This window comes from Amycolatopsis rifamycinica (assembly GCF_000695625.1).
Classification (GTDB): domain Bacteria; phylum Actinomycetota; class Actinomycetes; order Mycobacteriales; family Pseudonocardiaceae; genus Amycolatopsis; species Amycolatopsis rifamycinica.
Window position 1 is genome coordinate 24025 of the sequence record NZ_JMQI01000062.1, and the last position, 24971, is coordinate 48995.

Annotated in this window: 28 protein-coding genes; 15 read left to right on the forward strand and 13 right to left on the reverse strand. The window is 71.8% G+C overall.

Features of this window, described 5'->3' with window-relative positions; translation table 11 throughout:
- Positions 1–108: 108 nt before the first annotated feature.
- Positions 109–741, reverse strand: a complete 633-nt coding sequence (locus tag DV20_RS28205; protein ID WP_200876512.1) for a DUF2238 domain-containing protein — start codon at positions 739–741, stop codon at positions 109–111.
- A gap of 108 nt (positions 742–849) precedes the next feature.
- The gene (locus DV20_RS28210; RefSeq protein WP_043785619.1) at positions 850–1554 is read right to left on the reverse strand and encodes a type 1 glutamine amidotransferase domain-containing protein; all 705 of its coding nucleotides are present in this window, start codon (positions 1552–1554) and stop codon (positions 850–852) included.
- A gap of 106 nt (positions 1555–1660) precedes the next feature.
- Here DV20_RS28210 and DV20_RS28215 point away from each other — a divergent pair, with 106 nt between their 5' ends.
- The 4 genes from DV20_RS28215 (at position 1661) to DV20_RS28225 (ending at position 4671) form a co-directional block, all read left to right on the forward strand.
- A complete protein-coding gene (locus tag DV20_RS28215; RefSeq protein ID WP_043785622.1) occupies positions 1661–2569 on the forward strand; it encodes a LysR family transcriptional regulator in 909 nt (302 codons plus the stop codon).
- A gap of 54 nt (positions 2570–2623) precedes the next feature.
- Positions 2624–2767 carry a hypothetical protein gene (locus tag DV20_RS45640; RefSeq protein ID WP_160169762.1) on the forward strand — a complete coding sequence of 48 codons (144 nt, stop codon included), beginning with the start codon at positions 2624–2626 and terminating at the stop codon, positions 2765–2767.
- Positions 2768–2855: 88 nt separating this feature from the next.
- A complete protein-coding gene (locus DV20_RS28220; RefSeq protein WP_051736157.1) occupies positions 2856–3371 on the forward strand; it encodes a DUF4328 domain-containing protein in 516 nt (171 codons plus the stop codon).
- A gap of 256 nt (positions 3372–3627) precedes the next feature.
- Entirely contained in the window at positions 3628–4671 is a 1044-nt protein-coding gene (locus DV20_RS28225; protein ID WP_051736158.1) for a pyridoxal-phosphate dependent enzyme, read from the forward strand.
- 42 nt (positions 4672–4713) lie between these two features.
- On the opposite strand, the gene DV20_RS28230 is transcribed toward DV20_RS28225, so the two are convergent.
- The 5 genes from DV20_RS28230 to DV20_RS45120 form a co-directional block, all read right to left on the reverse strand.
- Positions 4714–5721 (reverse strand): ATP-grasp domain-containing protein, encoded by a 1008-nt coding sequence (locus tag DV20_RS28230; RefSeq protein ID WP_043785623.1) that lies wholly within the window; start codon positions 5719–5721, stop codon positions 4714–4716.
- 26 nt (positions 5722–5747) lie between these two features.
- A complete protein-coding gene (locus tag DV20_RS43200) occupies positions 5748–6917 on the reverse strand; it encodes an ATP-grasp domain-containing protein (protein WP_051736159.1) in 1170 nt (389 codons plus the stop codon).
- Positions 6910–8073, reverse strand: a complete 1164-nt coding sequence (locus tag DV20_RS28240; protein WP_043785626.1) for an MFS transporter — start codon at positions 8071–8073, stop codon at positions 6910–6912. Before DV20_RS28240 ends, DV20_RS43200 begins: the two co-directional genes overlap by 8 nt.
- On the reverse strand, positions 8070–9248 hold the full coding sequence (locus DV20_RS43205) for an ATP-grasp domain-containing protein (protein ID WP_051736160.1): 1179 nt from the start codon (positions 9246–9248) through the stop codon (positions 8070–8072). Before DV20_RS43205 ends, DV20_RS28240 begins: the two co-directional genes overlap by 4 nt.
- A 394-nt stretch (positions 9249–9642) precedes the next feature.
- On the reverse strand, positions 9643–10392 hold the full coding sequence (locus DV20_RS45120; RefSeq protein WP_043785630.1) for an SDR family NAD(P)-dependent oxidoreductase: 750 nt from the start codon (positions 10390–10392) through the stop codon (positions 9643–9645).
- Positions 10393–10482: 90 nt separating this feature from the next.
- On the opposite strand from DV20_RS45120, the gene DV20_RS45125 reads away from it, so the two are divergent.
- From DV20_RS45125 to DV20_RS28270, 3 genes are all read left to right on the forward strand, one after another.
- Positions 10483–10881, forward strand: a complete 399-nt coding sequence (locus tag DV20_RS45125; RefSeq protein WP_043785632.1) for a winged helix-turn-helix transcriptional regulator — start codon at positions 10483–10485, stop codon at positions 10879–10881.
- Between the two features lie 113 nt (positions 10882–10994).
- Entirely contained in the window at positions 10995–12317 is a 1323-nt protein-coding gene (locus DV20_RS28265) for a M20/M25/M40 family metallo-hydrolase (RefSeq protein ID WP_043785635.1), read from the forward strand.
- Complete coding sequence (locus DV20_RS28270) at positions 12317–13198, forward strand: alpha/beta fold hydrolase (protein WP_043785637.1); 882 nt, start codon at positions 12317–12319, stop codon at positions 13196–13198. The genes DV20_RS28265 and DV20_RS28270 overlap by 1 nt, the downstream gene beginning before the upstream one ends.
- Here the strand turns inward: DV20_RS28270 and DV20_RS28275 are convergent.
- Positions 13176–13874 carry a methyltransferase domain-containing protein gene (locus tag DV20_RS28275; protein WP_043785639.1) on the reverse strand — a complete coding sequence of 233 codons (699 nt, stop codon included), beginning with the start codon at positions 13872–13874 and terminating at the stop codon, positions 13176–13178. The genes DV20_RS28270 and DV20_RS28275 overlap by 23 nt on opposite strands.
- 28 nt (positions 13875–13902) lie before the next feature.
- On the opposite strand from DV20_RS28275, the gene DV20_RS28280 reads away from it, so the two are divergent.
- Genes DV20_RS28280 through DV20_RS28290 form a run of 3 tightly spaced genes read left to right on the forward strand, consistent with a single transcriptional unit; the run spans position 13903 to position 15648 of the window.
- Positions 13903–14280 carry a MerR family transcriptional regulator gene (locus DV20_RS28280; protein WP_043785641.1) on the forward strand — a complete coding sequence of 126 codons (378 nt, stop codon included), beginning with the start codon at positions 13903–13905 and terminating at the stop codon, positions 14278–14280.
- 32 nt (positions 14281–14312) lie between these two features.
- Positions 14313–14900: an ArsR/SmtB family transcription factor gene (locus DV20_RS28285; RefSeq protein ID WP_200876514.1), complete on the forward strand. Its 588-nt coding sequence runs from the start codon at positions 14313–14315 to the stop codon at positions 14898–14900.
- A 1-nt stretch (position 14901) separates the two neighbouring features.
- Positions 14902–15648: an SRPBCC family protein gene (locus DV20_RS28290; RefSeq protein ID WP_043785645.1), complete on the forward strand. Its 747-nt coding sequence runs from the start codon at positions 14902–14904 to the stop codon at positions 15646–15648.
- Here DV20_RS28290 and DV20_RS28295 read toward each other — a convergent pair.
- Positions 15645–15980, reverse strand: coding sequence for an EthD domain-containing protein (locus DV20_RS28295; protein ID WP_235191007.1), 336 nt, complete (start codon positions 15978–15980; stop codon positions 15645–15647). The genes DV20_RS28290 and DV20_RS28295 overlap by 4 nt on opposite strands.
- Positions 15981–16214: 234 nt before the next feature.
- On the opposite strand from DV20_RS28295, the gene DV20_RS46255 reads away from it, so the two are divergent.
- A complete protein-coding gene (locus DV20_RS46255) occupies positions 16215–17087 on the forward strand; it encodes a helix-turn-helix transcriptional regulator (protein WP_160169763.1) in 873 nt (290 codons plus the stop codon).
- Between the two features lie 26 nt (positions 17088–17113).
- Here the strand turns inward: DV20_RS46255 and DV20_RS28305 are convergent, their stop codons facing one another.
- The 3 genes from DV20_RS28305 to DV20_RS28315 all read right to left on the reverse strand — a co-directional run bounded on the left by DV20_RS28305 (position 17114) and on the right by DV20_RS28315 (position 19415).
- Complete coding sequence (locus DV20_RS28305) at positions 17114–17338, reverse strand: DUF5703 family protein (RefSeq protein ID WP_043785649.1); 225 nt, start codon at positions 17336–17338, stop codon at positions 17114–17116.
- Positions 17335–18348: a YncE family protein gene (locus DV20_RS28310; protein ID WP_043785651.1), complete on the reverse strand. Its 1014-nt coding sequence runs from the start codon at positions 18346–18348 to the stop codon at positions 17335–17337. Before DV20_RS28310 ends, DV20_RS28305 begins: the two co-directional genes overlap by 4 nt.
- A 98-nt stretch (positions 18349–18446) precedes the next feature.
- Positions 18447–19415 (reverse strand): aldo/keto reductase, encoded by a 969-nt coding sequence (locus DV20_RS28315; protein ID WP_043785653.1) that lies wholly within the window; start codon positions 19413–19415, stop codon positions 18447–18449.
- Positions 19416–19501: 86 nt separating this feature from the next.
- On the opposite strand from DV20_RS28315, the gene DV20_RS28320 reads away from it, so the two are divergent.
- The 4 genes from DV20_RS28320 (at position 19502) to DV20_RS28335 (ending at position 24262) form a co-directional block, all read left to right on the forward strand.
- Positions 19502–20539 carry an LLM class F420-dependent oxidoreductase gene (locus DV20_RS28320; RefSeq protein ID WP_043785655.1) on the forward strand — a complete coding sequence of 346 codons (1038 nt, stop codon included), beginning with the start codon at positions 19502–19504 and terminating at the stop codon, positions 20537–20539.
- A gap of 1 nt (position 20540) precedes the next feature.
- Positions 20541–21383 carry an undecaprenyl-diphosphate phosphatase gene (locus tag DV20_RS28325; protein WP_043785658.1) on the forward strand — a complete coding sequence of 281 codons (843 nt, stop codon included), beginning with the start codon at positions 20541–20543 and terminating at the stop codon, positions 21381–21383.
- A 24-nt stretch (positions 21384–21407) separates the two neighbouring features.
- Positions 21408–22115, forward strand: a complete 708-nt coding sequence (locus DV20_RS28330) for a histidine phosphatase family protein (RefSeq protein ID WP_043785660.1) — start codon at positions 21408–21410, stop codon at positions 22113–22115.
- Positions 22116–22207: 92 nt separating this feature from the next.
- Positions 22208–24262 carry a M3 family metallopeptidase gene (locus DV20_RS28335; RefSeq protein WP_043785663.1) on the forward strand — a complete coding sequence of 685 codons (2055 nt, stop codon included), beginning with the start codon at positions 22208–22210 and terminating at the stop codon, positions 24260–24262.
- 109 nt (positions 24263–24371) lie between these two features.
- On the opposite strand, the gene DV20_RS28340 is transcribed toward DV20_RS28335, so the two are convergent.
- Positions 24372–24968, reverse strand: a complete 597-nt coding sequence (locus DV20_RS28340) for a ClpP family protease (protein ID WP_043785665.1) — start codon at positions 24966–24968, stop codon at positions 24372–24374.
- Positions 24969–24971: the final 3 nt, after the last annotated feature.

The window sequence follows — 24971 nt, forward strand, 5'->3', positions numbered from 1 at the left end:
GTGCGGTCGAGCACGAGGAACCCCACCCAGACGACAACCCGGTGCCCCCCAGCCACACAGGATATATCTCCGTGATCAGCGAACGTTACCGAACGCCGGACAGCGGACTCACCCGGATGGCGTGACCCCACCCGGTCCCAGCTGGCGGTCGTGGAGCCGGCGCCACACGAGCACCGAAAGCACCGCGCCGCACAGGCAGAGGAACATGTCCCATTGCGTGTCCCAGACGTCGCCCTGGGTCGCGAGGAACGCGTCCGCGCCGGACCCGGCGATCAGCGCGCTGAACCATTCCACGAATTCGAAGCAGGCGCTGATGGCCAGGCAGACGCTCACCGTCAGGAACGAGACCCAGCCCCCCGGCCGCAGCGGCGTCCGGCGCAGGAGCACTTCGCGCACGGCCACAGCCGGGACGAAGCCCTGGACGAAGTGGCCGAGCCGGTCGTAGTCGTTGCGCCGGGTGCCCAGCCAGTCCCGCACCCATTCCCCGAGCGGCGTTTCGGCGTAGGTGTACTGGCCGCCGTAGCACAGCACGAGCGCGTGGAGCACCAGCAGCCAGCACAGCAGGCGGGTCAACGGGAAGCGCTTGCGCAGCGCCACCACCACGGGCCAGCCGAGCAGGACCCAGACGACTTCCAAGAACCAGGTGCCGGGGGACCGGGCCTGCACGCCCGTCACCACCAGCGCCGCGAGCACCACCCCGGCCAGCAGCATCCCTTCGGCCCGACCGGCTCCGCGCACCACGCCCGAACCCTACAACGCCGTGCGCGGCACACCGGCCGGCCGCGCGGGTCCGCGTCGGCGTGTGGCCCTCGACGTCGCAGTCCGGTCGCAGCCGGCGTCGCATCGGCCTCAGGCGCCCTTCAGGGCGGCGAGGACTTCCTTCGCCGTGGTCACACTGGACTGCGGGTTCTGCCCGGTGATCAGGTTGCCGTCGACGACGACGGTGTCCGACCACGGTGCACCCGCTTCGAAGTGGGCACCGCGCTCGTTGAGGCGGTCTTCGACCAGCCACGGCGCGGCGTCGCCGAGGCCGCCTTGGCGTTCTTCCTCGTCGGTGAAGCCGGTGAGGCTGCGGCCGGTGAACAGGAAAGTGCCGTCGTCGTCGGTCGCGCTGAGCAGAGCGGCGACGCCGTGGCAGAGCGCGGCGACGGTCCGGCCTTGCCGGTCGGCCTCGGTGAGCAGCGCGCCGAGCGCGCGGTTGTCGGCGAGGTCGGCCATCGGGGCATGCCCACCGGGCAGGTAGAGGGCGTCGTAGCCGGCGGCCTCGACCGACCCGAGGTCGAGCGGAGCCTCGAGGCTGGCCGCGATCGAGTCGAGGTAGGCGCGGAACGCGGCGCCGTCGGCAGGCTGCACGCCGCCGCGCTCGTCCAGCGAAACGGGGTCCACGGTGGGGCGGGCCCCGCCCGGGGTGGCGATGTCCACCTGGTGACCCCCTTCGACGAGCACCTGGTGGGACGCGGTCACCTCCTCCGCCCAGTAGCCGGTGGGGTGGGTGCGGCCGTCGGTCAGCACCAGGGTGTCGGCAGCCGACACGATCATCAGGATCCTCGCCATGACTTGTTCTCCTCCGGGTCGTTTGTCTCGGACGCCACCTACTTTCCATCAAGTCCTCGTAGGTGTCAGATCGGTTCCATAAGGTTTCTTATGTAGTCTCCCTTGCGTGAGCGACCTCGATCTGCTGGCGACCTTCCTGGAGATCTACCGCCGCGGTTCCCTGACCGCCGCTGCCGCCGCCCTGGGCGTGTCCCAGCCCGCAGTCAGCGGTCAGCTGGCGCGTCTGGAGAGCCGGCTGGACGCGGTGTTGTTCGAACGCTCCCGGCGCGGAGCCGTCCCGACACCGCGGGCCCACGAGCTCGCCCGGCGCGTCGCCTCGCCCCTCGACCAGTTGGGCGGCGCCCTGGTCGAGGACGCCGACCGCCGAGCCCGTCAAGGCACGGTCCGGCTGGGGGCGGCCGGAGAGCTGACCGCTTCGCGGTTGGTCCCGGCTCTGGCCCCCCTGGTCGGTGAGGGCCTGCAGCTGGCCTTCACGCTCGGACTGGCCGAGGACCTGCTCTCCGCCCTGGCCGAGGGCGAGCTCGACCTGGTGGTCTCCTCCGTCCGGCCCGCGGCCGACCGGCGTGGGCTGGCCGCCACGCCGTTCGTCGACGAGGAATTCGTCCTGGTGGCGACGCCCACGACGGCCCGCTCGATCGATCGGGACCGGCTGGACGAAGACCCCGCGGCGGCCTTGGCCCACCTGCCGATCGTGGCCTACGGCCGTGAACTGCCGATCGTCCGCCGCTACTGGCGAAGCGAGTTCGGCCGCCGGCCGGCCAACCCGGTCTCGATGATCGTGCCGGACCTGCGGGCCGTGCTGGTTGCCGTGGTCGCCGGCGCGGGAATTTCCGTCCTGCCGCGTTACCTGGCGGACTCCGCTCTGGCGGCCGGCTCACTGGAGGTGGTGCACCACACGCGAATCCCGCCGCTCAACACCCTTTACCTCGTCACGCCGTCCGGGCCCACCCCGGCACCCGTGACGCTGGTACAGCGCCGGCTGCACCAGCAGGCCGAGGTTTGGGGACCCCTGTGAGCAAGGCGGCCACCGTGCTCCTCGGCTCATTTCTCCGGCGAGGCCCTGTGCCCCATGACGACCTTCACCGACGGCGGGTGGTTCTCCGGCGCGACCTTGACGGACAGCGCCTGCTTCGAGAGAGCGGCCTTCACGGGCGAGGCCGGGTTCGGCGGGGCGACCTTCAACGGCTCTGTCGCAGATCTCCTGTTTCGCTGAAGCCGGTCAGTTCGCGAGCGGCTGCGCCTTACCCTGAACGTCGCAGGCGCTCGCTGGGTGGCGCAGCGCGTCCGCGATCCTGATCGTCGTGACCACCGCGGTCGGCCTCGCGGACGTCGCGGGCGAGTGGGGTGCCATCCTCGTTTCCGTCCGGTTGGCCGTGGGCTGGACCTACCTCGGGGTCCAGGCCGTCACCGGGATCGTCTTCATGCGGTGGCTCTGGCTCGCTCGCACCAATGCCGAGGTGATCGAACCCGCCCCGCACCGGCACTCGCCGACGTGGGCGGTGCTCGGCTGGATCGTGCCGATCGTCAGCTTCTGGTTCCCGCAGATGGTCGTCCGGGACGTCTGGAACGCCAGCAACCCCCAGCGACCGCGCGGTACGGGACGGCTGTATCCGACGCAGGGCGCCGAGCTGGTCTCCTGGTGGTGGGCCGCCTTCCTCGCGAACCAGGTGCTGTCCACGATCGGCGGTCGCCTCACTGAGGACGCGGCGATCGTGCGCGACGTCGACACCGTCGCGGCCGTGGCCCTGGTCGCCGCCGCTGCGCTGGTCATCATGATCAGTGCCCGGATCACCGCCTGGCAGACGAACCCCCGCTGAGGATTTCGACGCTGCTCCAACCCGGTCACCTGCACGTCGTGCCCGGCGCCCGTGCGGTTCGCACGGTCCGGCGTGAGCGACGCACATCCCGCAATTCCGGAGAACACCTTCGAGCGTGCAGAAGAAAAGCTTTCTCCTGTATTGACGATTCTGCCGCGGAATGAGAGGCTCGCTCCTTTTCCGTCCTACGGTGGGGCCCGCACTCAGACACCGGGTCCGGCACCGCTGTCCGGAGCCGTCGACGGAAGGGTTGCACGTGTACCGGTCTTTTTCGGAGAAGCTCGCCGATCCCGACCTCATCGATCTCGGCGAAGGGATCTACGTCCTGCGGTTCGAGGTCATGAAGGTGGCTTCGGTCCGCGCGGCCGTCCAGGACCTGCTGGACCGCGGGGTCGTCCGGCCCGGGCAGACGCTCGTCGACAGCTCCAGCGGCATCTACGGGCACGCCCTGGCGCTGGTCTGCCGCGAATTCGGGCTCAAGTGCCACATCTTCGCGTCGATCTCGGTCGACGCCGGCATCCGGACCCAGCTGACCTACCTCGGGGCCACCTTCCAGCAGGTGCCCTCGTCGGCGAGCCTCAAGCACGACCAGGAGATCCGCGTCCGGCTGGTGCACAAGTACCTGGAAGCGAACCCGGACGCCTACTGGATGCAGCAGTACCACGACGACGTCCACTACCTCGGCTACCGCGGGGTCGCCCGCACCGTCGTCGAGGAGCTGGGCGTCGACGGGCTGACCCTGGTCGGCGGGGTCGGCACCGGGGCGTCCACCAGCGGAATGGGCCGCTACCTGCGGGAAGCGTCCCCGGAGGTGCGGGTGGCCGGGATCCAGCCGTTCGGCAGCCGGTCGTTCGGGGCGGAGTCGGCGCCGATGGACTCGTTCATCATCGCCGGCATCGGCAGCGGGATCCGGTTCGCGAACATCGACTACCGGATCTACGACACCGTGCACTGGCTGGACTTCGACGTCGCGGCAGCAGGCTGCCGGCACCTGCTGGCCACCACCGGCGTCTTCGCCGGGCTGTCCGGTGGTGCCGGCTGGCAGGTGGCGCGGTACGTGCGCGAGACCGAGCCGGGCGGCGGACCGGTGGTCTTCCTCGCCGCCGACCCCGGCCACCGGTACGTCGAACTCGTCTACCCGGTGGAGGCCGCGGACGCTCCCGACCCCGGTTACCGGCCGGTGCGGGTCAGCTCGCTCGACGACCTCGCCGGGCCGTGGGCCACGATGGACTGGGCCCGGCGGCCGTTCCACGTCCAGGACGACCTGCCCGAATGGCACCAGGTACCTCGGGCGGCGTGACCGGGCGGCCGCCCGGCAACGGTGCCGGGCGGCTCTTGGCCGTCAGGGCAGGCGGCCCTGGGCGCGCAGCGCGTTGAGCACCGTGGTGACCGCCTCCGACGACTGGTCGACGCCGGTGGCGCGGAAGGAGTAGTTCAGCCCGCCCGGGTTCACCAGGTTGAACTCCATGACGTACGGGTAGGCCAGGTCGATGCCCGAGTAGAAGACGCCGTGCTCCATCAACCGCTTGCCGAGCCGGCGCACGAAGCCGTCCTCCTCCGGCGTCAGCGTCAGGCCCTCGAACTTGGTGCCGAGGGTGACGTTGGCGCGGTCGTCGTGCTCGAAGTGGAACCGGCGGAAGCCGCACACCGGGACCTCGCCCGCGATGATCACGCGCTTCTCGTTCTCCCGCACGTTGGGGATGTATTCCTGGACCGCGGTGTACCGCTTGGCCAGCCCGATGATCTCCCGGCTGTACATCTCGTACCGCGGCACGGCGTTGCCGGTGGCCGACTGCAGCAGGGCGGCCCGGTTGCGCTCGGTCTTCGACAGGAAGTAGACGTCGGCGCCGCAGCCCTCGTTGGTGGGCTTGAGCACCCAGGTGCGCTCGGCGTCCGCCTCGACCAGCCCGGTCAGGAAGTCGAAGTCGTTCGAGACGTAGGACGCGGGCAGGTTCTCCCGCGGCACGACGGATCCGAGCGTCGTCTTGGAGTTGAGGTAGAACAGCGCGGCGGCCTCGTTGACGAACGGCACCCGCTGGTTCAGCACCCACAGCAGCTGGAAGCTGTCCGCCTGCACTTCCGGATTGGTGCCGGCGAGCACCCACACGAGGTCGAAGTCCTCGGCCGAGGCGTAGCTTTCCGACAGCGCCGGGAAGTCGTGCCCGGTCAGGTACTCCTCGGTCAGCCGGACCCGGTCGCAGACGACGACCGAATCGTGGATCGACAGGGTGTCGATGTCGCCGATGTGGACGTCGTGCCCCTCGCGGTGCAACGCGCTCGGGATGATGGAGTGGTTGTCCAGGCGGAACTTCGCGACTTCGGAGACCAGGACGAGGATCTTGTAGGGCACGAGCCGGTCCTTTCGGGTGGCGGGTTTCACGACCCGCGGGTGAACGCCGCGACAGCGTGGGCGAGGTGGGTTTCGAGTTCTTCGCGGGTGTCGCCGACGGCGACCACGAACCCGTGCCGGTCCCGCGACCGGCGAACCGCCGGCGGGCGGGCGCCGGGCGTGGCCGACAGGTGGGCTTCCACGACCCCGGGCAGCGTCGCGACCGCCGCGACGTCGACTCCGGGCACCGGCGCGTCGCCGGGGAACGTCACGTAGCGGATCCCGGCGACGCGGCGCCGGGCCGGGCCGTCCGGGGTCGGCCGGTCGAAGACGACCGCCATCGTCTGCGCGAAGACGTCCTCCCCCAGCGCGAGGCGGAGCATGTCGCTGATCCGGTCGCCGCCCGGGCGGCCGTGCGACTCGATCAGCCGGGGACCGGCGTCGGTCAGCATCACTTCGGTGTGCGAGACGCCGTAGTGGTACCCCGCGGCGTCGAGCGTCGCGGCGACGACGTCCGCGACGGCCGCGGCCGGCCCGGCACCGAGGTCCACCGGCAGGGTGTGGCCCGTCTCGACGAAGTGCGGGGCACCGGTCGTCGCCTTCTCGGTGACGGCGAGGATGCGGTGGCCCCGGGGCGAGCTCATCGCCTCGACGCTGTATTCGGTGCCCCGCAGGAACTCCTCGACCAGGTGCGGGCGCTCGAGCTCCGGCCCGGCGAGCCGCGCGGTGGCGTCGGCCGGGCCGTCCAGCCGGGTCACGCCCGCGCTGCCGGTGCCGTCGGCCGGCTTGACGATGCAGGGGAACCCGATGCGCGTGATCGCCCGGCCGAGCTCGGCGAGGGTGTCGCAGACCGCGTGCGCGACCGGGACGCCGGCCCGGTCGCCGACCGCGGCGCGCAGCTTCGCCTTGTCCCGGAACGTCTCCAGCGCGCCCGGCCGGGTGCCCGGCCAGCCCATCCGCTCGTTGACCACGGCCGCCGCCGAGCAGCCGGCCTCGCCGAACCCGAAGCAGGAGACCGGCCCGGGCAGATCCAGTTCACGCAGACGGGCCACCAGCCCGGCGGGATCGGTGGTCCACGGGCTGCGCAGGAGCAGGCCCGGCACGGGGCCGGGGTCGGCTCCGCCGGGGGCGAGGACGACGACCACCGCCAGCCCGAGCCGGCGCGCGGCGTCGACGACCAGGTCACGGGGGTTGAGCAGGACGACCGTTTCAGGCATGCCGGACCCGCGCTTTCGGCAGGAGGAGACTGGCCGCGGCCGCGGCGACGGACACGCTGATCAGCACGAGCCAGACGCCGTCGCCGCTGAGCAGCTGCACGAGAACGCCGCCGAGGCTGGCGCCGGCGAGGCTGCCGACGGCCCCGGCCGCGCTCATCGCGCCGAGGGCGATCCCGGTGCGGCGCACCGAACTCGCGCGGATGGCCTGCTCGTCGAGACTGGGCCCGATGAGCATTTCGGCGACGGTGACCGGAAGCGCGAAGACCAGCAAGGAGAACCACCCCGCGTGGGCGAGCAAGACCGTGTAGGCGCAGGCGAAGAAGAGGAAGCCGAGGGCGAGCAGGGTGCGGTTCGCGGCGCGGGCGAAGACGTGGCGCAGCAGCGCGTACTGGCAGAGCACGACGAGGACACCGTTGACCGTGAAGACGACCGCGATCGCCGCCGTGCTCCCGGTCATGGCCAGTGCCGCGATCGGCACGACGACGTTGAGCTGGCTGTAGATCGCCCAGTAGGCCACGCCCAGCGCGAGCAGCGTGAGCCAGTGCGCCCGGCCCCACCGGTCTTCCGGCGGCTCGGCGGCCGCGACGGCCGGGTGGGGCCGCGCGGCCGGGCGTCGCGCGCGGGCGAGCAGCCGGATGCCGAGCGCGAGGTGGGACAGGACGCAGGCACCCAGGATGTACCGGAACCCGAGCGGGTAGACGGCCGCGCCGAGCGCGGGCCCGGCGACGACGCCGATGTTGACGAACGTGGAGCGCAGTGCCAGCATCGCTCGCGGCCCGGGGCCGTCTTCGGCGACCAGCCGGGTCTTGATGGCCAGGCCCAGCAGCGAGCCGCCGACCCCGACGGCCACCACGCCGGCGACCAGGCCGGGACCGCCGAGACCGAGCAGGACGTACCCGGCGATCCGCAGCGCGAACCCGGCGGCCAGCACGGCCCGCGTGCCGAGCCGGTCGACCAGGAACCCGGTGAGCAGCGAGAAGGCCTGGCTGGAGAAGGCGAGCAGGCCGACGAGGAACCCGGCCGCCGCCGCCGCCACGCCTCGGCCGGTGAGCTCGACCGCCAGCAGCGGCAGGAACATGAACGTGGTGAGCCCGGTCAGCAGCACCGTGACCAGCAGGGCCCGCCCGTCCGGAGAGGTTTCGCGCCACGCTGTCACGGCGTGTCCGCCTCGAGGTTCCCCGTCAGCCACGCCTCGGTTTCCCACAGCCGGGCCTCGACCTCGGCGGTGTCCCGGCCTTCGACCATGGCCCAGCAGAGGTGGGAGGTGCTGTTCTGCGCGACGGCCCCGGCGGCGAGGGCGGTGTTGACCTCGTACTCGGTGACCCACGCGAAGGGCGGCCGCCCGGGGGCGCGCACGGCGCGGCCCGGGGGGACGATCGCGACGGCGCCGCGCAGCCGGTCGGGCACTCCCCGGGGCGCGTCGGCCACGGGTAGCCCGGTGGACAGCCGCAGCCAGGTGGGAAGCAGGTCGAGGCCGTAGCTCGCGCGGGTGAGCGCGGGGATCCGGGCGCCGCCCACCCGCGACGCGATCTCGCACAGCAGCAGCTCCCCGCGCGCGGTGCGGAAGACCTCGAGGTGGTAGGCGGACACGGCGGGCGTGTCGAAGGCGGCGAGGCACTCGTCGAGGAAGGCGGTCAGCTCGACCGCGACCGGATCGTCCGGGTGCAGCTGCAGCGATCCGTTGTTCTGCCCGGAAAACACGACCAGGCAGCTGCGCAGGTACCGCGAGCACGAGACGAACCGGAAGCCATCGGCGAGCACGGCGTCGACGTGGTGGACCTCCCCGTCGACGAACTCCTCGGCCATCAGATCGTCCCGCCAGTGCCGGCGGCTGAACGCGGTCAGCTCACCGGCGTCCCGCAGCACGGTGATGTCCCGGGAGCCCCCCTGCTTCCGCGGCTTGACCACAACCGGATAACCGACATCGTCGACGAAGTCGAGCAGGTCGGCGAAGGTGCCGAGACCGGCGAAGCGCGGCGTCCGGACCCGCTTGCCCGCCACCTCCTTCATGACGACCTTGTCGCGAAAGGACAGTGCGCTGTCCGGAGTCTGCCCGGGCACCCCGAGGTGGGCGCGAAGCCGGGCCACGCGTTCGAGGTCGTACTCGTTGTCCGTGACGACGTAGTCGAAGAGGCGATCGCGGGCCAGTTCCCGCAGCCGGAGTTCGGCGTAGGGGACGAACTCGCAGTCGGGCACGTGTTCGTAGTGCGCGAACCCGGCGGTGGAGTCGAGGGGGTTGTGGCTGAAGACGTAGAGGCCGCTGACGTGCTCGGGCAGCATGGCCGCGTAGTCGTTGAGCTTCCCGTAGTTGATGACCGCGACGTTGACCACCGCAACCCGCCCCTCGCCGCTAGTACCCGCTGCCGTCACAGCATGCTAGGAAGCGGGCGGTACCTGCCTCATCTCCCAGGAGGCGACATCAGGGCACGAGAAGACATGCACGGACCCCGAAGAGGGGCTAGGGCCATGGCCCCTGGAAGACCGGTCGAAGCCGCCGAGCTGGGCGACGATCGTGGGCATCGCGGTGCCGACGACGGTGTTGCCGAGCGCCGCCCGGGGCTCGTCGGTATCGCGGTGGACCGGCGTTTCCATGGCCGCGGACGTGAACCGGTCGGCGGGGCTGTTCCCCCGACGGATCGTCGCGACCGGGTCCGGGAGCACCTGACCGCGTACGTCGAGTGCCCGGCCCACGCGGTTTCGGGCACGGACTTCGCGGACGCGAAGCTCAGCGCAGGCCACCGGAGGCGAGGATGACGTCTCCGGTGATCCAGCGCGCGTCCTCGGATGCCAGGAAGGCCACCAGCGGGCCGTAGTCGTCGGGGGTGCCCGTCCGGCCCAGCGGGGTGGCGGCGATGTCCTGTCCCTGCTGCTCCGATCCCGCATACCCCATGGTCCTGGTGCCCTCGGTGTCCGAGGGGCCCGGCATGATCGCGTTGACGCGGATGCCACGCGGGCCCAGTTCCTTCGCCGCGACCACGGTGAAAGCGTTGACCGCGCTCTTGGACGCCACATAGAGCGCGGCGTAGGCCGGATGGGTGACGGTGCCGGCCGTGGAGACGTTGATGATCGACGCCGAGTCGATGTCGTCCTGCGCGGCCAGCGCCTGGGTGCTCAGGATCGTACCCAGAAGGTTCGTGGCCATCGTGCGCTGGAACTGCTCCTCGGTGATGCCCGACAGCGGTGTGAACGTGGCCACGCCGGCGTTGTTCACGAGCACGTCGACCGGGCCGTAGGCCTCGCGAGCCCGGTCGAACAGGCGGCGCACGTCGTCGCGGCCCGCGACGTCCGCTTGCACCGCGATCGCCCGGCCGCCCTTGCCGGTGATGTCCGCGACCACCCGCTCGGCACCCGCCGCGTCGCCCCGGTAGTTCACCACGACGGCGGCGCCGGTCTCGGCCAGCGCCTTGGCGACTCCCGCACCCAGTCCCTTCGACGCTCCGGTGACGATGGCCGTACGTGCGTTGTTGCTGCTCACAGTGTCTCCTCGATCGTTCTTGCCTACAGGAGTCACCGTAAGAAAGCCGGTTACCGACGGGAAGGACGTACTTTTTTGTAACCTGGTGTCGTGACGGGAAAAGAGCAGCTCGCGACGGCCACCCGGCTCCTGGCCTATGACACGTTCGACAACAGGTGCCCGCTCAGGCCGATCATCGACCAGACGACGAGCCGCTGGGCGACCCTGATCATCTCCGCCCTCGTCGCGGGCCCGCACCGCTTCGCGCAGCTGCACACCCGCGTCGGTGGCATCAGCCAGAAGATGCTGTCGCAGAACCTCAAAGCACTCGCCCGCGCCGGGCTCGTCGCCCGCGACGTCGCGCCGACCAACCCACCCCAGGTCACCTACACCCTGACCGAACTCGGCGTCAGCCTGGCCGGCCCCCTGACCGATCTCATCCGGTGGTTCGGCGAACACGGAGACGAACTCCTCACCGCCCAGCACCGCTACGACAACCAGCAGCCGTGACCGGTCGGGTCTCGGCCTGCGCCGTCGTAAGTCGACGTCTCCGCCGGGGCGCGCGACCGTCTCAGCAGGCGCGCAGCCAGCGCACCCGGCCATCCGGGTGATAGGAATGGCCGGTGACCGAACCGAACCTGATCGAGGCTGCCGCGGCTGAGGCCGTCACGCTGACCAGCGAGCTCATCCGCATCGACACGACCAACACCGGCGATCCCGACACGCTGGTCGGCGAGCGGGCGGCGGCCGAGTACGTGGCGGAGAAGCTGACCGACGCCGGCTACGAGATCACCTACGTCGAGTCGGGCGGGAAGAACCGGCACAACGTGATCGTGCGCCTCGAAGGGGCCGACCGGAGCCGGGGCGGGCTGCTGATCCACGGCCACCTCGACGCCGTGCCCGCCGATCCGTCGGAGTGGTCGGTCCACCCCTTCTCCGGCGCGGTCCAGGACGACTACGTCTGGGGCCGCGGCGCGGTCGACATGAAGGACATGTGCGGGATGGCGCTCGCGCTGGCCCGGCACTACAAGATGCACAACGTCGTGCCGCCGCGGGATCTGGTCTTCGCGTTCCTGGCCGACGAAGAGGCCGGCGGCAAGTACGGCGCCCAGTGGCTCGTCGAGAACCGCCCCGAGCTGTTCGAAGGGGTCACCGAGGCGATCAGCGAGGTCGGCGGCTTCTCCATCACGCTCAAGGACGACGTCCGCGCCTACCTCATCGAGACGGCGGAGAAGGGCATCCGCTGGATGAAGCTGCGCGTGCGCGGCACCGCCGGGCACGGCTCGATGATCCACCGCGACAACGCCGTCACGAAGCTGGCGGAGGCCGTGGCGAAGCTCGGCAACCACCGGTTCCCGCTCGTGCTCACCGACTCGGTGAAGGAGTTCCTCGCCGGCGTCACCGAGATCACCGGCTGGGACTTCCCCGAGGACGACCTGGAAGGCTCGGTCGCCAAGCTGGGCAACATCTCCCGGATGATCGGCGCGACCCTGCGCGACACGGCCAACCCGACCATGCTCACCGCCGGGTACAAGTCGAACGTCATCCCGTCGGTCGCCGAGGCCGCGGTCGACTGCCGGATCCTGCCGGGCCGCCTGGAGGCCTTCGACCGCGAGCTCGACGAGCTGCTCGGCCCGGACATCGAGAAGGAGTGGATGGAGCTCCCGCCGGTCGAGACCACCTTCGACGGCGCGCTCGTGGACGCCATGACCGCCGCGGTCCTGGCCGAGGACCCGGGCGCGAAGACGCTGCCGTACATGCTCTCCGGCGGCACCGACGCGAAGTCGTTCCAGGAGCTGGGCATCCGCAACTTCGGGTTCGCGCCCCTCAAGCTGCCGGCGGACCTCGACTTCTCCGCGCTGTTCCACGGCGTCGACGAGCGGGTCCCGGTCGAGGCGCTGAAGTTCGGCACCCGCGTGCTGGACCGGTTCCTGCGCACCAGCTGATGACCGGGTTCGCGCTCGCCGACGGCACACCACTGCGGCTGGTCCGCAGGGGCGACCCGGCCGCGCCGGTGACCGTGGTGTTCGTCCACGGCTACGCGCTCGACCAGCGCAGCTGGGGCCGGATCGCGCCGCTGGTGCCGGACGCCGCCGACGGGCCGGTGGCCGTGCTGACCTACGACCAGCGCGGCCACGGCGGCTCGGGCCGGGCGCGGCGCGGCACGGCGACCATGGCCCAGCTCGGCGACGACCTCGCCGAGCTGGTGGCGCGCGAGGTGCCCGAAGGCCGGGTGGTGCTGGTGGGCCACGACATGGGTGGCCTGGCCATCATGTCGCTGTCGCAGCGGCACCCCGAGCTGTTCGCCGCGCGGGTGTCGGGGCTGGTGCTGCTGGCGACGTCGTCGGGCACGCTCGCCGCGGAGGTGTCGGCGACCTGGCCGAACGCGCTGGGGAAACTCGTCCGCGACCTCGAAGCGGTGCTCGGCTCGAAACTCTTCGGCGTCGTGCGCGAGCACACCAGCCGGGCGGTCAGCGCGGGCCTGCGCTGGTGGCTCTTCGGCGACGACCCGGACCCCGAGCTGGTCGAACTGACGGTGAAGATGATCCGCGGCAACTGGCCTCACACGGTGTCGCTGTTCCGCCCGGCCATGGACGCCTACGCGCGCGACGCGGCCTTGGCGCAGGTGACCGGCCTGCCGGTGACGGCGATCGTGGGGGAGCGGGACCGGATCGTCCGGGCGGCCGATGTGGAGCAGTGGGTCCGCGGCCTCGGCGACGGCACCGCCGTGGTGCTGCCCGGTGTCGGGCACGTCGTGCCGCTGGAGGCCGCGGCCCAGGTGCTGCCGAGGGTGGTCGCGCTGGTCAACGCGAGCCTGCGGAGTTAGTGCCCGCGGCGAGGAAGATCGGCACCGCGACGAACAGCCGGTCGTCGCGGGCCCGGGCTTCCTGCTCGGCCAGCCAGGCGCCGTCGCCGCCCAGGTTGGCCAGCACCGGCAGGACCGCGGCGTCGGTCCACACCAGCGCGTGGACTTCGACGCTGACGTCCGCGAACCCGTGGTCCAGCAACAGGTTCCGGTACCGCCGGGCGATCCTCGGGTGGGGCATGCCGTCCGCGCGCGTGTGGACGATCGACCGGGTGCGCGCGGGGTCGTCGGAGTCGATCACCATCGTGTCCCAGTCCTGGCCGGTGAGCACCGCGCGGCCGCCGGGGGCCAGGACGCGCCGGGCCTCGGCGACCGCGAGCGCCGGATCGGGCAGGACGTGCAGGACCTTGTCGGCGCGGTAGCCGGTGACCGAGCCGTCGCCGAGGGGCAGCGCGGTGGCGTCGGCGACGTGGAACTCGCCGTCCGGCCAGCGCGCGGCGGCGACCTCGACCATGGCCGGGTCGGCGTCGACGCCGATGGCCCGGACGCCGCGCGCGGCCAGCTCGCCGACGGCCCGCCCGCTGCCGCAGCCGACGTCGACCACGACGTCGCCGAGGGCTTCGTACGTGCGTTCCCGCAGGTCGACGGCTTGCGGGCGGTCGTCGAGGGCGTCGAGGAGTGTGAGCAACGTGGACATGGCGCCCATCCTGCGACTTAATGCCGGGATGAAGTCAATCGGCGAAGTGGCGGCCCGGTTCGGGTTGCCGGCCCACGTGCTGCGGTACTGGGAGGCGGAAGGGCTGCTGACCCCGGCCCGGGTGGGGACCCGGCGCCGCTACACCGACGCCGACCTGCACCGGGTGGCCGCGATCCTGGTCGCCAAGGAAGCCGGGTTCGAGCTCGCGGACATCCGGACGATGCTGACGGGCCGGTCCGCGGCCGACCGGGCGGCGATGGCGGCCCGCCAACGGGACCGGCTGCGGGCCCGGATCGCCCGGGCGCAGGCCGCGCTCGAGCTGCTCGAAGGCGACTGCCCGCACGACGAGCTCATGGCCTGCCCGCACTTCCGGGACCTCCTCAACCGACAGCTTGAGCGTTCTTGACAAATTCTCTGTTCGGTTGCCATGCTGGCTGCATGTTTCCCGTGGCGGTGATCGAAGACGCGGCGGCGGCCGAGGTGTCGCTGGATCCGGTCCGCGCCCGGCTGCTGGCCGAACTGGCCGAGCCGGCCTCGGCGACGATGCTCGCCGCGCGGGTCGGCCTGCCCCGCCAGAAGGTCAACTACCACCTGCGGGCCCTGGAAAGCCACGGCCTGGTGGAGCTGGTCGAGGAACGCCGCAAGGGCAACGTCACCGAGCGGATGATGCAGGCGACGGCGGCGTCGTACGTCATCTCGCCGACGGCACTGGCCGCGGTGCAGCCGGACCCGGCCCGCTCGCCGGACCGGCTCTCGGCGCGGTGGCTGCTGGCCGTCGCCGGCCGGCTCGTGCGCGACGTCGGCCTGCTGATCACCGGCGCGGCCAAGGCCAAGCAGCGCCTGGCGACCTTCGCGCTCGACGGCGAGGTGCGGTTCGCCTCCGCCGCCGACCGGGCCGCGTTCGCCGAGGAGCTCACGGCCGCGGTCACCACGCTGGTGGGGAAGTACCACGACGAGACGGCCGAGAAGGGCCGCTCGTACCGGGTGGTCGTCGCCGTGCACCCGAGCGTTCCGGAGGAGTCCTGAAGTGGGGCACGAGTTCGAACTGACCGACGTCGCCGAAGCCGGGGCGACACCGGAGCAGGTGTGGGAAGCCATCGCGACCGGCCCGGGCGTCGACTCCTGGTTCATGGGCCGCACCGAGGTCGAGGGCGGCACCGGCGGCACGATCCGCGGTGCCTTCGGCGCCTACCGGCCGGAATACCGGATCCACGAGTGGGAGCCGGCGGAGAAGCTGGCCTACGCCAGCGAGACCGCACCGGACGGACGGCGGATCGCCTACGAGTTCCTCATCGAGGGCCGCGCCGGCGGCAGCACCGTGATCAGGTGCGTCACCAGCGGCTTCCTGCCGGGCGACGACTGGGAGGACGAGTTCGAGGCGATGACCGCCGGCGGCGCGATGTTCTTCCGCACGCTGGTCGAGTACGTCACGCACTTCGCCGAGCGGGTCGCCGTGCCGGTGACCGCGTTCGGCCCGCCGGTGGGGGACTGGGCCGAGGCGTGGGTGCGCCTCGGCCACGCCCTGGGCCTGCGGACGCGGCCCGCCGAGGGCGACCGCGTCCGCGTCGGGCACGCGGGCCGGGCCCCGCGGGACGGGGTGGTGTACGCGGTGAACGACCAGACCGCCGGCGTGCGGACGGCGGACGCGATGTACCGCTTCCTGCGGGGCTTCCACGGCCCGATGGTCGCCTCCCACCACGTCTTCACGCCCGGCGCCGACGCCGAGGCGGAGGAGCAGAGCTGGGGTGAGTGGCTGAACCGGGTGTTCGGCTAGCCGCGCTCGACGACCACGTCCTCGACGCAGATGACCCGCCCGAACGTGGCCAGGTCGATGAAGTTCTCGTGGTCGGGGTCGACGATCTTCAGGAAGTTCTCGCTGAAGAACAGCGCTTCGAGGTCGGCCATGCTGTCGAACCAGGCCTCGACCACCGAGTCGTACGCCGGCGCGGGGTACCGCGGCGCCGGGACGGGGTAGGACACGACGAACCGCCGGAGGTACCGCTGTGCCTCCGGGATCGACATGAGCAACGGCCGGTGGACGTGCTGCTGGTAGTGCTTGAACTCCTCGTGGGTCATGCCTTCGCGGCGCTTCAGGGTGATGACCATCTTGATCACGGGCGAATGCCTTTCTGTCGTACCGGAGTGGGGTGCGGCCGCTGTGACCACGTGCACGCCGAGCGAGACCGCGAAGGCGGGCAGCGCGACGACAACCGGCCAGGTCCGTGGCTTGACACCGACCCTGCACGCCCGGCGGGCACCCCGCCCAGAGCGCCGCGATGCTGGTGGCCGGACCACCACCCTGCGACCGGTTCGCCGTGGGATGATCACCAGGTGGCGGATGTGCGTTCTCGCGAGCTCGGCGCCTACCTGCGCGCCCGGCGTGACCGGCTTTCCCCGGCCGACGTCGGCCTGCCCGGGGGCGGGGGACGGCGCCGGGTCAAGGGGCTGCGCCGGGAGGAGGTCGCCGTCCTCGCGAACGTCGGGTCGACCTGGTACACGTGGCTCGAACAGGGACGCGACGTGCGGCCGAGCGCCGAGGTGCTGGCCGCGATCGCCCGGGCGCTGCGGCTCACCGGCGACGAGCGGCGGCACCTGTTCCGCCTCGGCGGGCACCCGGACCCCGGCACCCCGTTGAGCTGGGAGCAGACCGGCGACCGCCTGCAGGGGCTGCTGGACAACCTCTCCCCGCACCCGGCGGTGGTGATGAACCCCTGGTTCGAGCCCGTGGCCTACAACGCGCCGTTCCGGTTCCTGATCGACGATCTGGAGGCCCTGCCGGCCGCCGACCGCAACTGTGCCTACCTGCACTTCACCCACCCGGACTGGATCGCCGGGCACGACGGCCACGAGCAGGAGTGCGCGGCCGTCGTCGCGAAGCTGCGCGCGTACTACGGCGAGTCGGTCGCCGACCCGGCGTGGGAGCCGCTCCTGAGCCGGCTGCGCGCGGAGTCACCCCTGTTCGCGCGGCTGTGGGACCAGGCGGACGTGGCGACCGATCCCGGACGGCTCAAGCGCATCCGGTCCCTGCACGTCGGCACCTTGTCCGTGCGCACCACGACGATGCTGCTCGAGGAACACCCCCGCACCCGCGTCGTCGTGTACCAGCCGGCCGACCGCACCACCCAGGAGCGGCTCGAGGAACTCGCCCACCGCATCGCCCGCGGCGCCATCGACGGCCCGGCGAACGTCCGCCGCCTGCGCCCGGCGACCTGACCGGGCCGGCGACTCCGGCCCACGGGCTAGGTCGGCAGCGCGCCCGGCAGGCTTTCCTTCGTCCTCTTGCGGCGCAACCAGACCCTGCGCGTGCCGTCCGCATAGAGCCGGACCGTGCGCAGTTCCCAGCCCGCGAACTCCGCGTGGATGGAGAGCTGGATCGCCGCCGCGCGCCGGGACACGCCCGGGGGGAGGTGCAGGCGGCGATACTCCCAATCCCCTTCGACCACCGCCTCGCCGACCGCTGTCATGGCTGGATCACCTGGGTCCCTTCTCCGGCGGCCGAGCCGACGATCACCCGGCCGCTCTTCTCGTCCACCCCCACCGAGTCCGGCTGGCGCACGGTGGGGAACCGATACTTCTCCACGGGTTCGCCGCCGCGGACGTCGAACCCCACCACTTCGTTGCGTGCGGTCAGCGTGACCCACGCCAGGCTCCGCGTCGCGTCGTAAGCGATCCCGTACGCCCCGCCGGGCACCGGGTAGCGCTGCCGCATGATGAGCGGCGAAGCCGAGAACGCGAGCAGCGCGCCCGCCCGGGCGTCGGTCACCAGCACCCGCCCGTACGAGTCCGCCACGGCGTTCGCGGCGCCGTCCCCGGCGCGCAGGCCCTCGTCGACCTTCCCCGCGGCCAGGTCCACCGAGAACACCGCCGTCCGCAGCCGGTCCAGCACCACCACGCCGTCCCCGGTGTCGACGACGTCGTCGGCACTGTAGAGCTGCCCGCCGATCGTCCGCGCCGGACCCGCCGCCGGCAGCACCCGGATGTCCTTCCCCGCCCCCATCGCGACCAGCCTGTCCGCCCCGTACACGATGCTCGACGCCGGCTGCCCGCCCGTCTTCGTCTCGGTCAGCTTCCGGTCCGGCAACGTCAGCTGCTGCACCACGCCCTGATCGGGCTCGGCGATCTCCACCCGCCCCGGCGTCACCGTCAACCGCGAGACCTTGCCGTATAACGGCATATTCACCGGGGGTGACGCGAGCGCGTTCAGGTCGTACAGCCGCAGCGACGGCGGCTCGGGAACGGCAACGACGAGGGTAGCCGTCTTCGCGTCCACGGCGACCGCCGACACCGATCCCGTGCCGAGCACCTGACCGGCGGGCCGCACGGTCACCGCGGGGGAGACGGCCGGGCGCGCGGCGATCGGGTTCGCCACGATCTGCAGGTCGTCCGAGGTCGACTTGGCCGACGAGCAGCCCGAGAGCACCAGTGCACCGGCGAGCGGGAGCGCGATCCACGACACGGCGGCGAGCCGACGCACGTTGCGGCCTCCAGGTGTCCCTCGGCGGGCGGTCTTCACCAGCATGCTCCTTGATCCCCGTGCCGTCACGTGCGTGTCACCGAACAGACACCTGGTGCTCATCGCGGCCAGCGTTCGGGGTAGCCGACCTCGATCGCGCTGACGTCGTCGAGCGCGGACCGGATGGCGGGCGGGAGGGTGATGTCCTCGGCCGCCAGCGAGCCGGTCAGCTGGCCGGTGTCGCGGGCGCCGACGACCGGGGCGACGACGCCGGGCCGGTCGCGGACCCAGGCCAGTGCCACCGCGAGCGGGGACGTGCCGAGCCCGTCGGCGGCGGTCGCGACGGCCTGGACGATCCGGGCGGCCCGGTCGGTGCGGTGGTGCTCGACGTACCCGGCGTAGGCGCTGTTCGCGCCGCGGGAGTCGGCGGGCGTGCCGGTGCGGTACTTGCCGGTGAGCACGCCGCGGCCGAGCGGGGCCCAGGCCAGCAGCCCGATGCCGTGGTGCGCGGCCGCGGGCACGACCTCGCGGTCCACCCCGCGCTCCAGCAGCGAGTACTCGACCTGGGTGGAGACGACCGGGGCGGCGGCCGAGGCGCCGGCGGCGGCCGTGGCGAGCTGCCAGCCCGCGTAGTTGGAGACGCCGACGTAGCGGACCTTGCCGCTGGTCACGGCGTACTCGAGCGCGGACAGCGTCTCGGCGAGCGGGACGTGCTCGTCCCACGCGTGCAGCTGCCAGAGGTCGATGTGGTCGGTGCCGAGCCGCCGGAGCGAGCCGTCGAGCGCGGTGAGCAGCGCGCCGCGCGAGGCCCCGCCGCCGAACGGGCCTTCGGTGCGCCGGGCGACCGCCTTCGTCGCCAGGACGACGTCGTCGCGGGGCACGAGGTCGCCGAGCAGGGAGCCGAGCACCCGCTCGCTCTCGCCCTCGCCGTAGATGTCGGCCGTGTCCACCAGGGTGCCGCCGGCGTCGACGAAGGCGACCAGCTGGCTGGCGGCCTCCTCCGCGTCGGTGTCGCCACCCCAGGTCATGGTGCCGAGCGCCATACGGGAGACGCGCAGTCCCGAGCGGCCGAGCAGTCGCTTTTCCACGACCGCCGAGCCTAGTGGGCTGCCCCGTCCGGAGGAGACCAAGGTGAGTCGTGTCGCGATCATGGCCCCCGTTAGGGTCTGGCCCCGTGCGACTCGGACTCAATCTCGGCTACTGGGGAGCGGGGAACGACCCCGCGAACCTGGCCCTGGCCAGACAGGCGGACGACCTCGGCTACGCGGTCGTGTGGGCCGCGGAGGCCTACGGCTCGGACGCGGTGACGGTGCTCACGTGGATCGCGGCGCAGACGTCGCGGATCGACGTCGGGGCCGCCGTGCTGCAGATCCCGGCCCGCACCCCGGCGATGACGGCGATGACCGCCGCGACCCTCGACACGCTCTCGGGTGGCCGCTTCCGGCTCGGCCTGGGGGTGTCCGGGCCGCAGGTGTCCGAGGGCTGGCACGGTGTCCGCTTCGCCTCGCCGGTGAGCCGCACGCGGGAGTACGCGCAGATCGTGCGGACGGCGTTGCGGCGGGAGCGGCTGAAGTTCGAGGGCGAGCACTTCACGCTGCCGCTGCCGGACGGGCCGGGCAAGGCGCTGCGGCTGACCGTCCGCCCGGCCCGCAAGCACATCCCGCTGTACCTGGCCGCGATCGGCCCGAAGAACCTGGAACTGGCCGGGGAGATCGCCGACGGCTGGCTGCCGGTGTTCTTCTCGCCCGCGCACGCGGGGGAGCAGCTGGCCCACGTCCGCGCCGGCGCCGAGCGGGCCGGCCGCGGCCTGGACGGCTTCGACGTCGTCCCGTCGGTGCCGCTGGTGCCCGGCGACGACTGGCGGACCTGCGCGGACGCCGTCCGCGGTTACGCGGCGCTCTACCTCGGGGGGATGGGGAGCAAGGAGGAGAACTTCTACAACCGGCTGGCGTGCCGGATGGGATTCGCGGCCGAGGCCGCCGAAGTGCAGGAGAAGTACCTGGCGGGCGACCGGGCGGGGGCGATGGCGGCGGTGCCGCCGGAGTTCCTCGACGCGACGTCGCTGCTGGGCCCGAAGGAACGGATCGCGGAGAAGATGACGGAATACGCCGAAGCCGGCGTGACGACCCTGTCGGTGTCGCCCTACACGCCGCAGCCGGCCGCAGCACTGCGCACGGCCGTCGAGGCGCTCGAGCTGGCGGGGGTGGGCTGACGTGGGCTGGTTCGAAGCACTGGTCCTTGGCCTGGTCCAGGGCCTGACGGAGTTCCTCCCGATCTCCTCGAGCGCGCACCTGCGGATCGTCGCGGCGCTGGCCGGCTGGGACGACCCGGGCGCGGCGTTCACCGCGGTCACCCAGATCGGCACCGAGCTGGCGGTGATCATCTACTTCGGGCCGAAGATCGGCCGGATCCTGCGGGCGTGGTTCTTCTCGCTGTACAAGGCGGAGTGGCGCCGCGACCCGGACGCCCGGCTCGGCTGGCTGATCATCGTCGGTTCGCTGCCGATCGTGGTGCTCGGGCTGCTGCTGCAGGACCAGATCGACAGCGCCTTCCGCGACCTGCGGATCACCGCGACCGTGCTCATCGTGTTCGGCGTGATCCTGCTGATCGCCGACCGGATCGGGAAGCAGGAGCGGACGCTGGACCACTTGACCGTGCCGCACGGCCTCGGCTTCGGTTTCGCGCAGGCGCTGGCCTTGATCCCGGGGGTGTCCCGTTCGGGCGGCACCACGAGCGCGGGCCTCCTGCTGGGCTACACCCGCGCGGAGGCGGCGGAGTACTCGTTCCTGCTGGCGCTGCCGGCGGTGTTCGGCTCGGGGGTGTACAAGCTCAAGGACATCGGCTCGGGCGACGTGCCGGCCCAGTGGGGCCCGACGATCCTGGCCACACTGGTCGCGTTCGGCGTCGGCTACATCGTGATCGCCTGGCTGATGGCCTACATCAAGAAGCGCAGCTTCGTGCCGTTCGTGGTCTACCGCCTGGTGCTCGGCGTGCTGCTGTACGTGCTGATCTTCAGTGGTGTCCTGGACCCGAACGCGGGCCCGGTCGGGCACTGATCGACGGCACGTAGGGTGGGGGCCGTGAGTACGGTCATTCTGCTCCGGCACGGCAAGTCGACGGCCAACGGCTCCGGCGTCCTGGCCGGCCGGTCCCCGAAGGTCAACCTCGACGACACCGGCCGCGCCCAGGCGGAGAAACTGGTCGAACGGCTCGACGGCGTGCCCCTCGCGGGGCTCGTCGTCTCGCCCATGCTGCGGTGCAAGCAGACGGTCGGCCCGCTCGCCGCCGCGCGCGAGCTCGAAAAGGTCGTCGAGCCCGGGCTGTCCGAAGTGGACTACGGCGACTGGACGGGCAAGGAGCTCAAGCACCTGGCGAAGGAGCCGCTTTGGCGCGTGGTGCAGGCGCACGCGTCGGCCGCGGTGTTCCCCGGCGGCGAAGGGCTCGCGGCGATGCAGGCGCGGTCGGTGGCCGCCGTCCGCGCCCACGACCGGCGGATCAGCGCCGAGCACGGCGACCACGCCGTCTGGCTGCTGTGCAGCCACGGCGACGTCATCAAGTCCATCCTGGCCGACGCGCTCGGCCAGCACCTCGACGCCTTCCAGCGGATCGTCGTCGACCCGGCGTCCATCTCGGTCGTGCGCTACACCGAGACGCGGCCGTTCGTGATGCGGGTCAACGACCACGGCGGCGACCTGCGCGGCATCGTGCCGCCGGAGCCCAAGCCGAAGCGGGGGAAGAAGGCCGCGCCGAACAGCGACGCCGTGGTGGGCGGTACCACGGGCCGGTGACCCCGGCCACCTCCGGAAAGCGCTGACATCGATCCAGGTGGACCCCGTAGGGTGGCGGGACCGAGTGTTGTCCCCGACCAGGAGCCTGCCCGATGATTTCGCCGGACAATCCGTTCGCCGCACCCAGCGAGCTGCCCTACGCCCTGCCGCCCTTCGACCGGATCTCCGACGAGCACTACCGGCCCGCGTTCGAGGCCGGGCTGGCCGAGCACGCGGCGGAGATCGAGCAGATCGCGACGCAGGACGCCGAGCCGACGTTCGAGAACACCATCGTCGCCCTCGAGCACGCCGGTGAGCTGCTGGGCCGCGTGGCGAGCGTGTTCTACAACCTGTCCGGCTCGAACAGCACCGACGAGATCCAGGCCATCCAGGCGGAGTTCGCCCCGAAGCTGGCCGCCCACCACGACGCGATCCACCTGAACCCGCAGCTGTTCGCCCGGATCGACGCCCTCCACGCCCGCCGCGGCGAGCTCGGCCTCGACGAAGAGTCGCTGCGGCTGCTGGAACGGCGGCACACCGACTTCAGCCGGGCCGGCGCCGGGCTCGGCGAGGCCGAGCAGGCCCGCCTGCGCGAGCTCAACGAGCAGCTCTCCACCCTGCAGACGAAGTTCCAGCAGAACCTGCTCAAGGACACCAACGAGCTGGCCGTCGTCATCGCCGACCGCGCCGAGCTCGACGGCTTCGGCGAAGGCGCGATCGCCACCGCGGCCGAAGCGGCGTCCGCGCGCGGCGAGGACGGCAAGTACGTGCTCACCCTGAGCCTGCCGACCAGCCAGGCGTCGCCGCTGGAGACCCTGCGCAACCGCGAGGTCCGCGAGCGCATCCACACCGCGTCGATGGCGCGGGGCAACCGGGGCAACGCGTTCGACAACAACGGCGTCGTCGCCGAGATCGTGCGCCTGCGCGCCGAACGGGCCGTCCTGCTCGGCTACCCGAACCACGCCGCGTACATCATCGCGGACGAGACGGCGAAGACCGCCGAAGCCGCCGCCGGGCTCCTGGAGCGGCTGGCGCCCGCGGCGGTCGCGAACGCCCGCGCCGAAGCCGCCGAACTCCAGCAGCTGCTGGAAGCCGACGTGCCGGGCGCGCAGCTGCGGCCCTCGGACTGGCCGTTCTACGCCGCCCAGGTCCGCCGCGAACGCTTCGAGGTCGACACCGAGGCCCTGCGCCCGTACTTCGAGGCCGACCGCGTGTACCTCGACGGCGTCTTCTTCGCCGCGACGAGGCTGTACGGTCTGACCTTCACCGAGCGCGACGACCTGCCCAAGTACCACCCGGAGGTCCGGACCTTCGAGGTCTTCGACGCCGACGGCACCCCGCTCGGCCTGTACCTGCTCGACCTGTACACCCGCGACGCCAAACGCGGCGGCGCCTGGATGAACACCTTCGTCGACCAGTCCGAGCTGCTGGACCGCAAGACGGTCGTGGTCAACGTGCTCAACGTGAACAAGCCGCCGGCGGGGGAGCCGACCCTGCTCACCTTCGACGAGGTCGTCACCGCGTTCCACGAATTCGGCCACGCCCTCCACGCGCTGGTCTCCTCGGTCCGCTACCCCACCTTCTCCGGCACCAACGTGCCCCGCGACTTCGTCGAATACCCGTCGCAGGTCAACGAGATGTGGATGCTGTGGCCGGAGGTACTGGCCAACTACGCGAAGCACCACGAGACGGGGGAGGCGCTGCCGCAGGAGCAGGTCGAGAAGCTGCTCGCCGCCCAGCAATACGGCGAAGGCTTCTCCACCACCGAATACCTGGCGGCTTCGCTGCTCGACCAGGCCTGGCACGGCCTCGGCGTCGACGACCGCGTGGGGGAGGTGCAGTCGTTCGAAGCGGAGGCGCTCGTCAAGGCCGGCGTGGCCGTCGCCGCGATCCCGCCCCGCTACCGCACGACGTACTTCGCCCACATCTTCAGCGGCGGCTACAGCGCAGGGTACTACTCCTACATCTGGAGCGAAGTCCTCGACGCCGACACCGTCCAGTGGTTCCGCGAAAACGGGGGACTGACCCGCGAGAACGGCGACCACTTCCGCCGCACCCTGCTCGGCCGGGGCGGCAGCATCGACCCGATGGACGCCTTCCGCGCCTTCCGGGGACGCGACCCGGAGATCGAGCCGCTGCTGGCCCGCCGAGGCCTCGACGGAGTCTGACCCACCGGGCCGCTCGATGGTCTCACCAAGTGTATAACGACCTATACCGCGGGGCTGGTTTTTCGAAACCAGCCCCGCGGTCCGTGAAAACCCGCAAAGACACGGGAAGTCAGGCCGTCGCGGCGCGTTCGCCGGCGACGATGTGGTCGACGAAGCCGTAGGAGAGGGCTTCGTCGGCGTCGAACCAGCGGTCACGGTCGGCGTCGGCGGTGATGCGCTCGACGCTCTGGCCGGTCTGCTGGGCGGTGATCTCGGCGATGCGCCGCTTCATCCGGCCGAACACCTCGGCCTGGATGGCGATGTCGGTGGCGGCGCCGCCGATCCCGGCGGAGGGCTGGTGCATGACGATCCGCGTGTTGGGCAGGAGGTAGCGCTTGCCGGGGGTGCCGGAGGAGAGCAGGAACTGGCCCATGGACGCGACGAAGCCGAGGCCGTAGGTGGCGACGTCGGGTTTGACGAGCTGCATGGTGTCGTAGATGGCCATGCCCGCGGTGACCGAGCCGCCGGGGGAGTTGATGTAGAAGGTGATGTCCTTGTCCGGGTCGTCGGCGGCGAGCAGGAGCAGCTGGGCGACGATGCGGTTGGCCACTTCGTCGTTGACTTCGGAGCCGAGGAAGACGATGCGGTCGCGCAGCAGCTGGTGGTAGACCGAGTCGTCGGGGGCCTGGGTGGGGGAGTGCATGTCGGGTACGGCGAGAAGGGTCATGGG

Bases quoted from the DNA above. Each gene is read 5' to 3' on its own strand.
- DV20_RS28210 (WP_043785619.1), bottom strand. From the start codon at position 1,554: ATGGCGAGGATCCTGATGATCGTGTCGGCTGCCGACACCCTGGTGCTG.
- DV20_RS45640 (WP_160169762.1), top strand. From the start codon at position 2,624: ATGACGACCTTCACCGACGGCGGGTGGTTCTCCGGCGCGACCTTGACG.
- DV20_RS43200 (WP_051736159.1), bottom strand. From the start codon at position 6,917: ATGCCTGAAACGGTCGTCCTGCTCAACCCCCGTGACCTGGTCGTCGAC.
- DV20_RS28270 (WP_043785637.1), top strand. From the start codon at position 12,317: ATGACCGGGTTCGCGCTCGCCGACGGCACACCACTGCGGCTGGTCCGC.
- DV20_RS28275 (WP_043785639.1), bottom strand. From the start codon at position 13,874: ATGTCCACGTTGCTCACACTCCTCGACGCCCTCGACGACCGCCCGCAA.
- DV20_RS28280 (WP_043785641.1), top strand. From the start codon at position 13,903: ATGAAGTCAATCGGCGAAGTGGCGGCCCGGTTCGGGTTGCCGGCCCAC.
- DV20_RS28285 (WP_200876514.1), top strand. From the start codon at position 14,313: ATGTTTCCCGTGGCGGTGATCGAAGACGCGGCGGCGGCCGAGGTGTCG.
- DV20_RS28295 (WP_235191007.1), bottom strand. From the start codon at position 15,980: ATGGTCATCACCCTGAAGCGCCGCGAAGGCATGACCCACGAGGAGTTC.
- DV20_RS28305 (WP_043785649.1), bottom strand. From the start codon at position 17,338: ATGACAGCGGTCGGCGAGGCGGTGGTCGAAGGGGATTGGGAGTATCGC.
- DV20_RS28335 (WP_043785663.1), top strand. From the start codon at position 22,208: ATGATTTCGCCGGACAATCCGTTCGCCGCACCCAGCGAGCTGCCCTAC.
- DV20_RS28340 (WP_043785665.1), bottom strand. From the start codon at position 24,968: ATGACCCTTCTCGCCGTACCCGACATGCACTCCCCCACCCAGGCCCCC.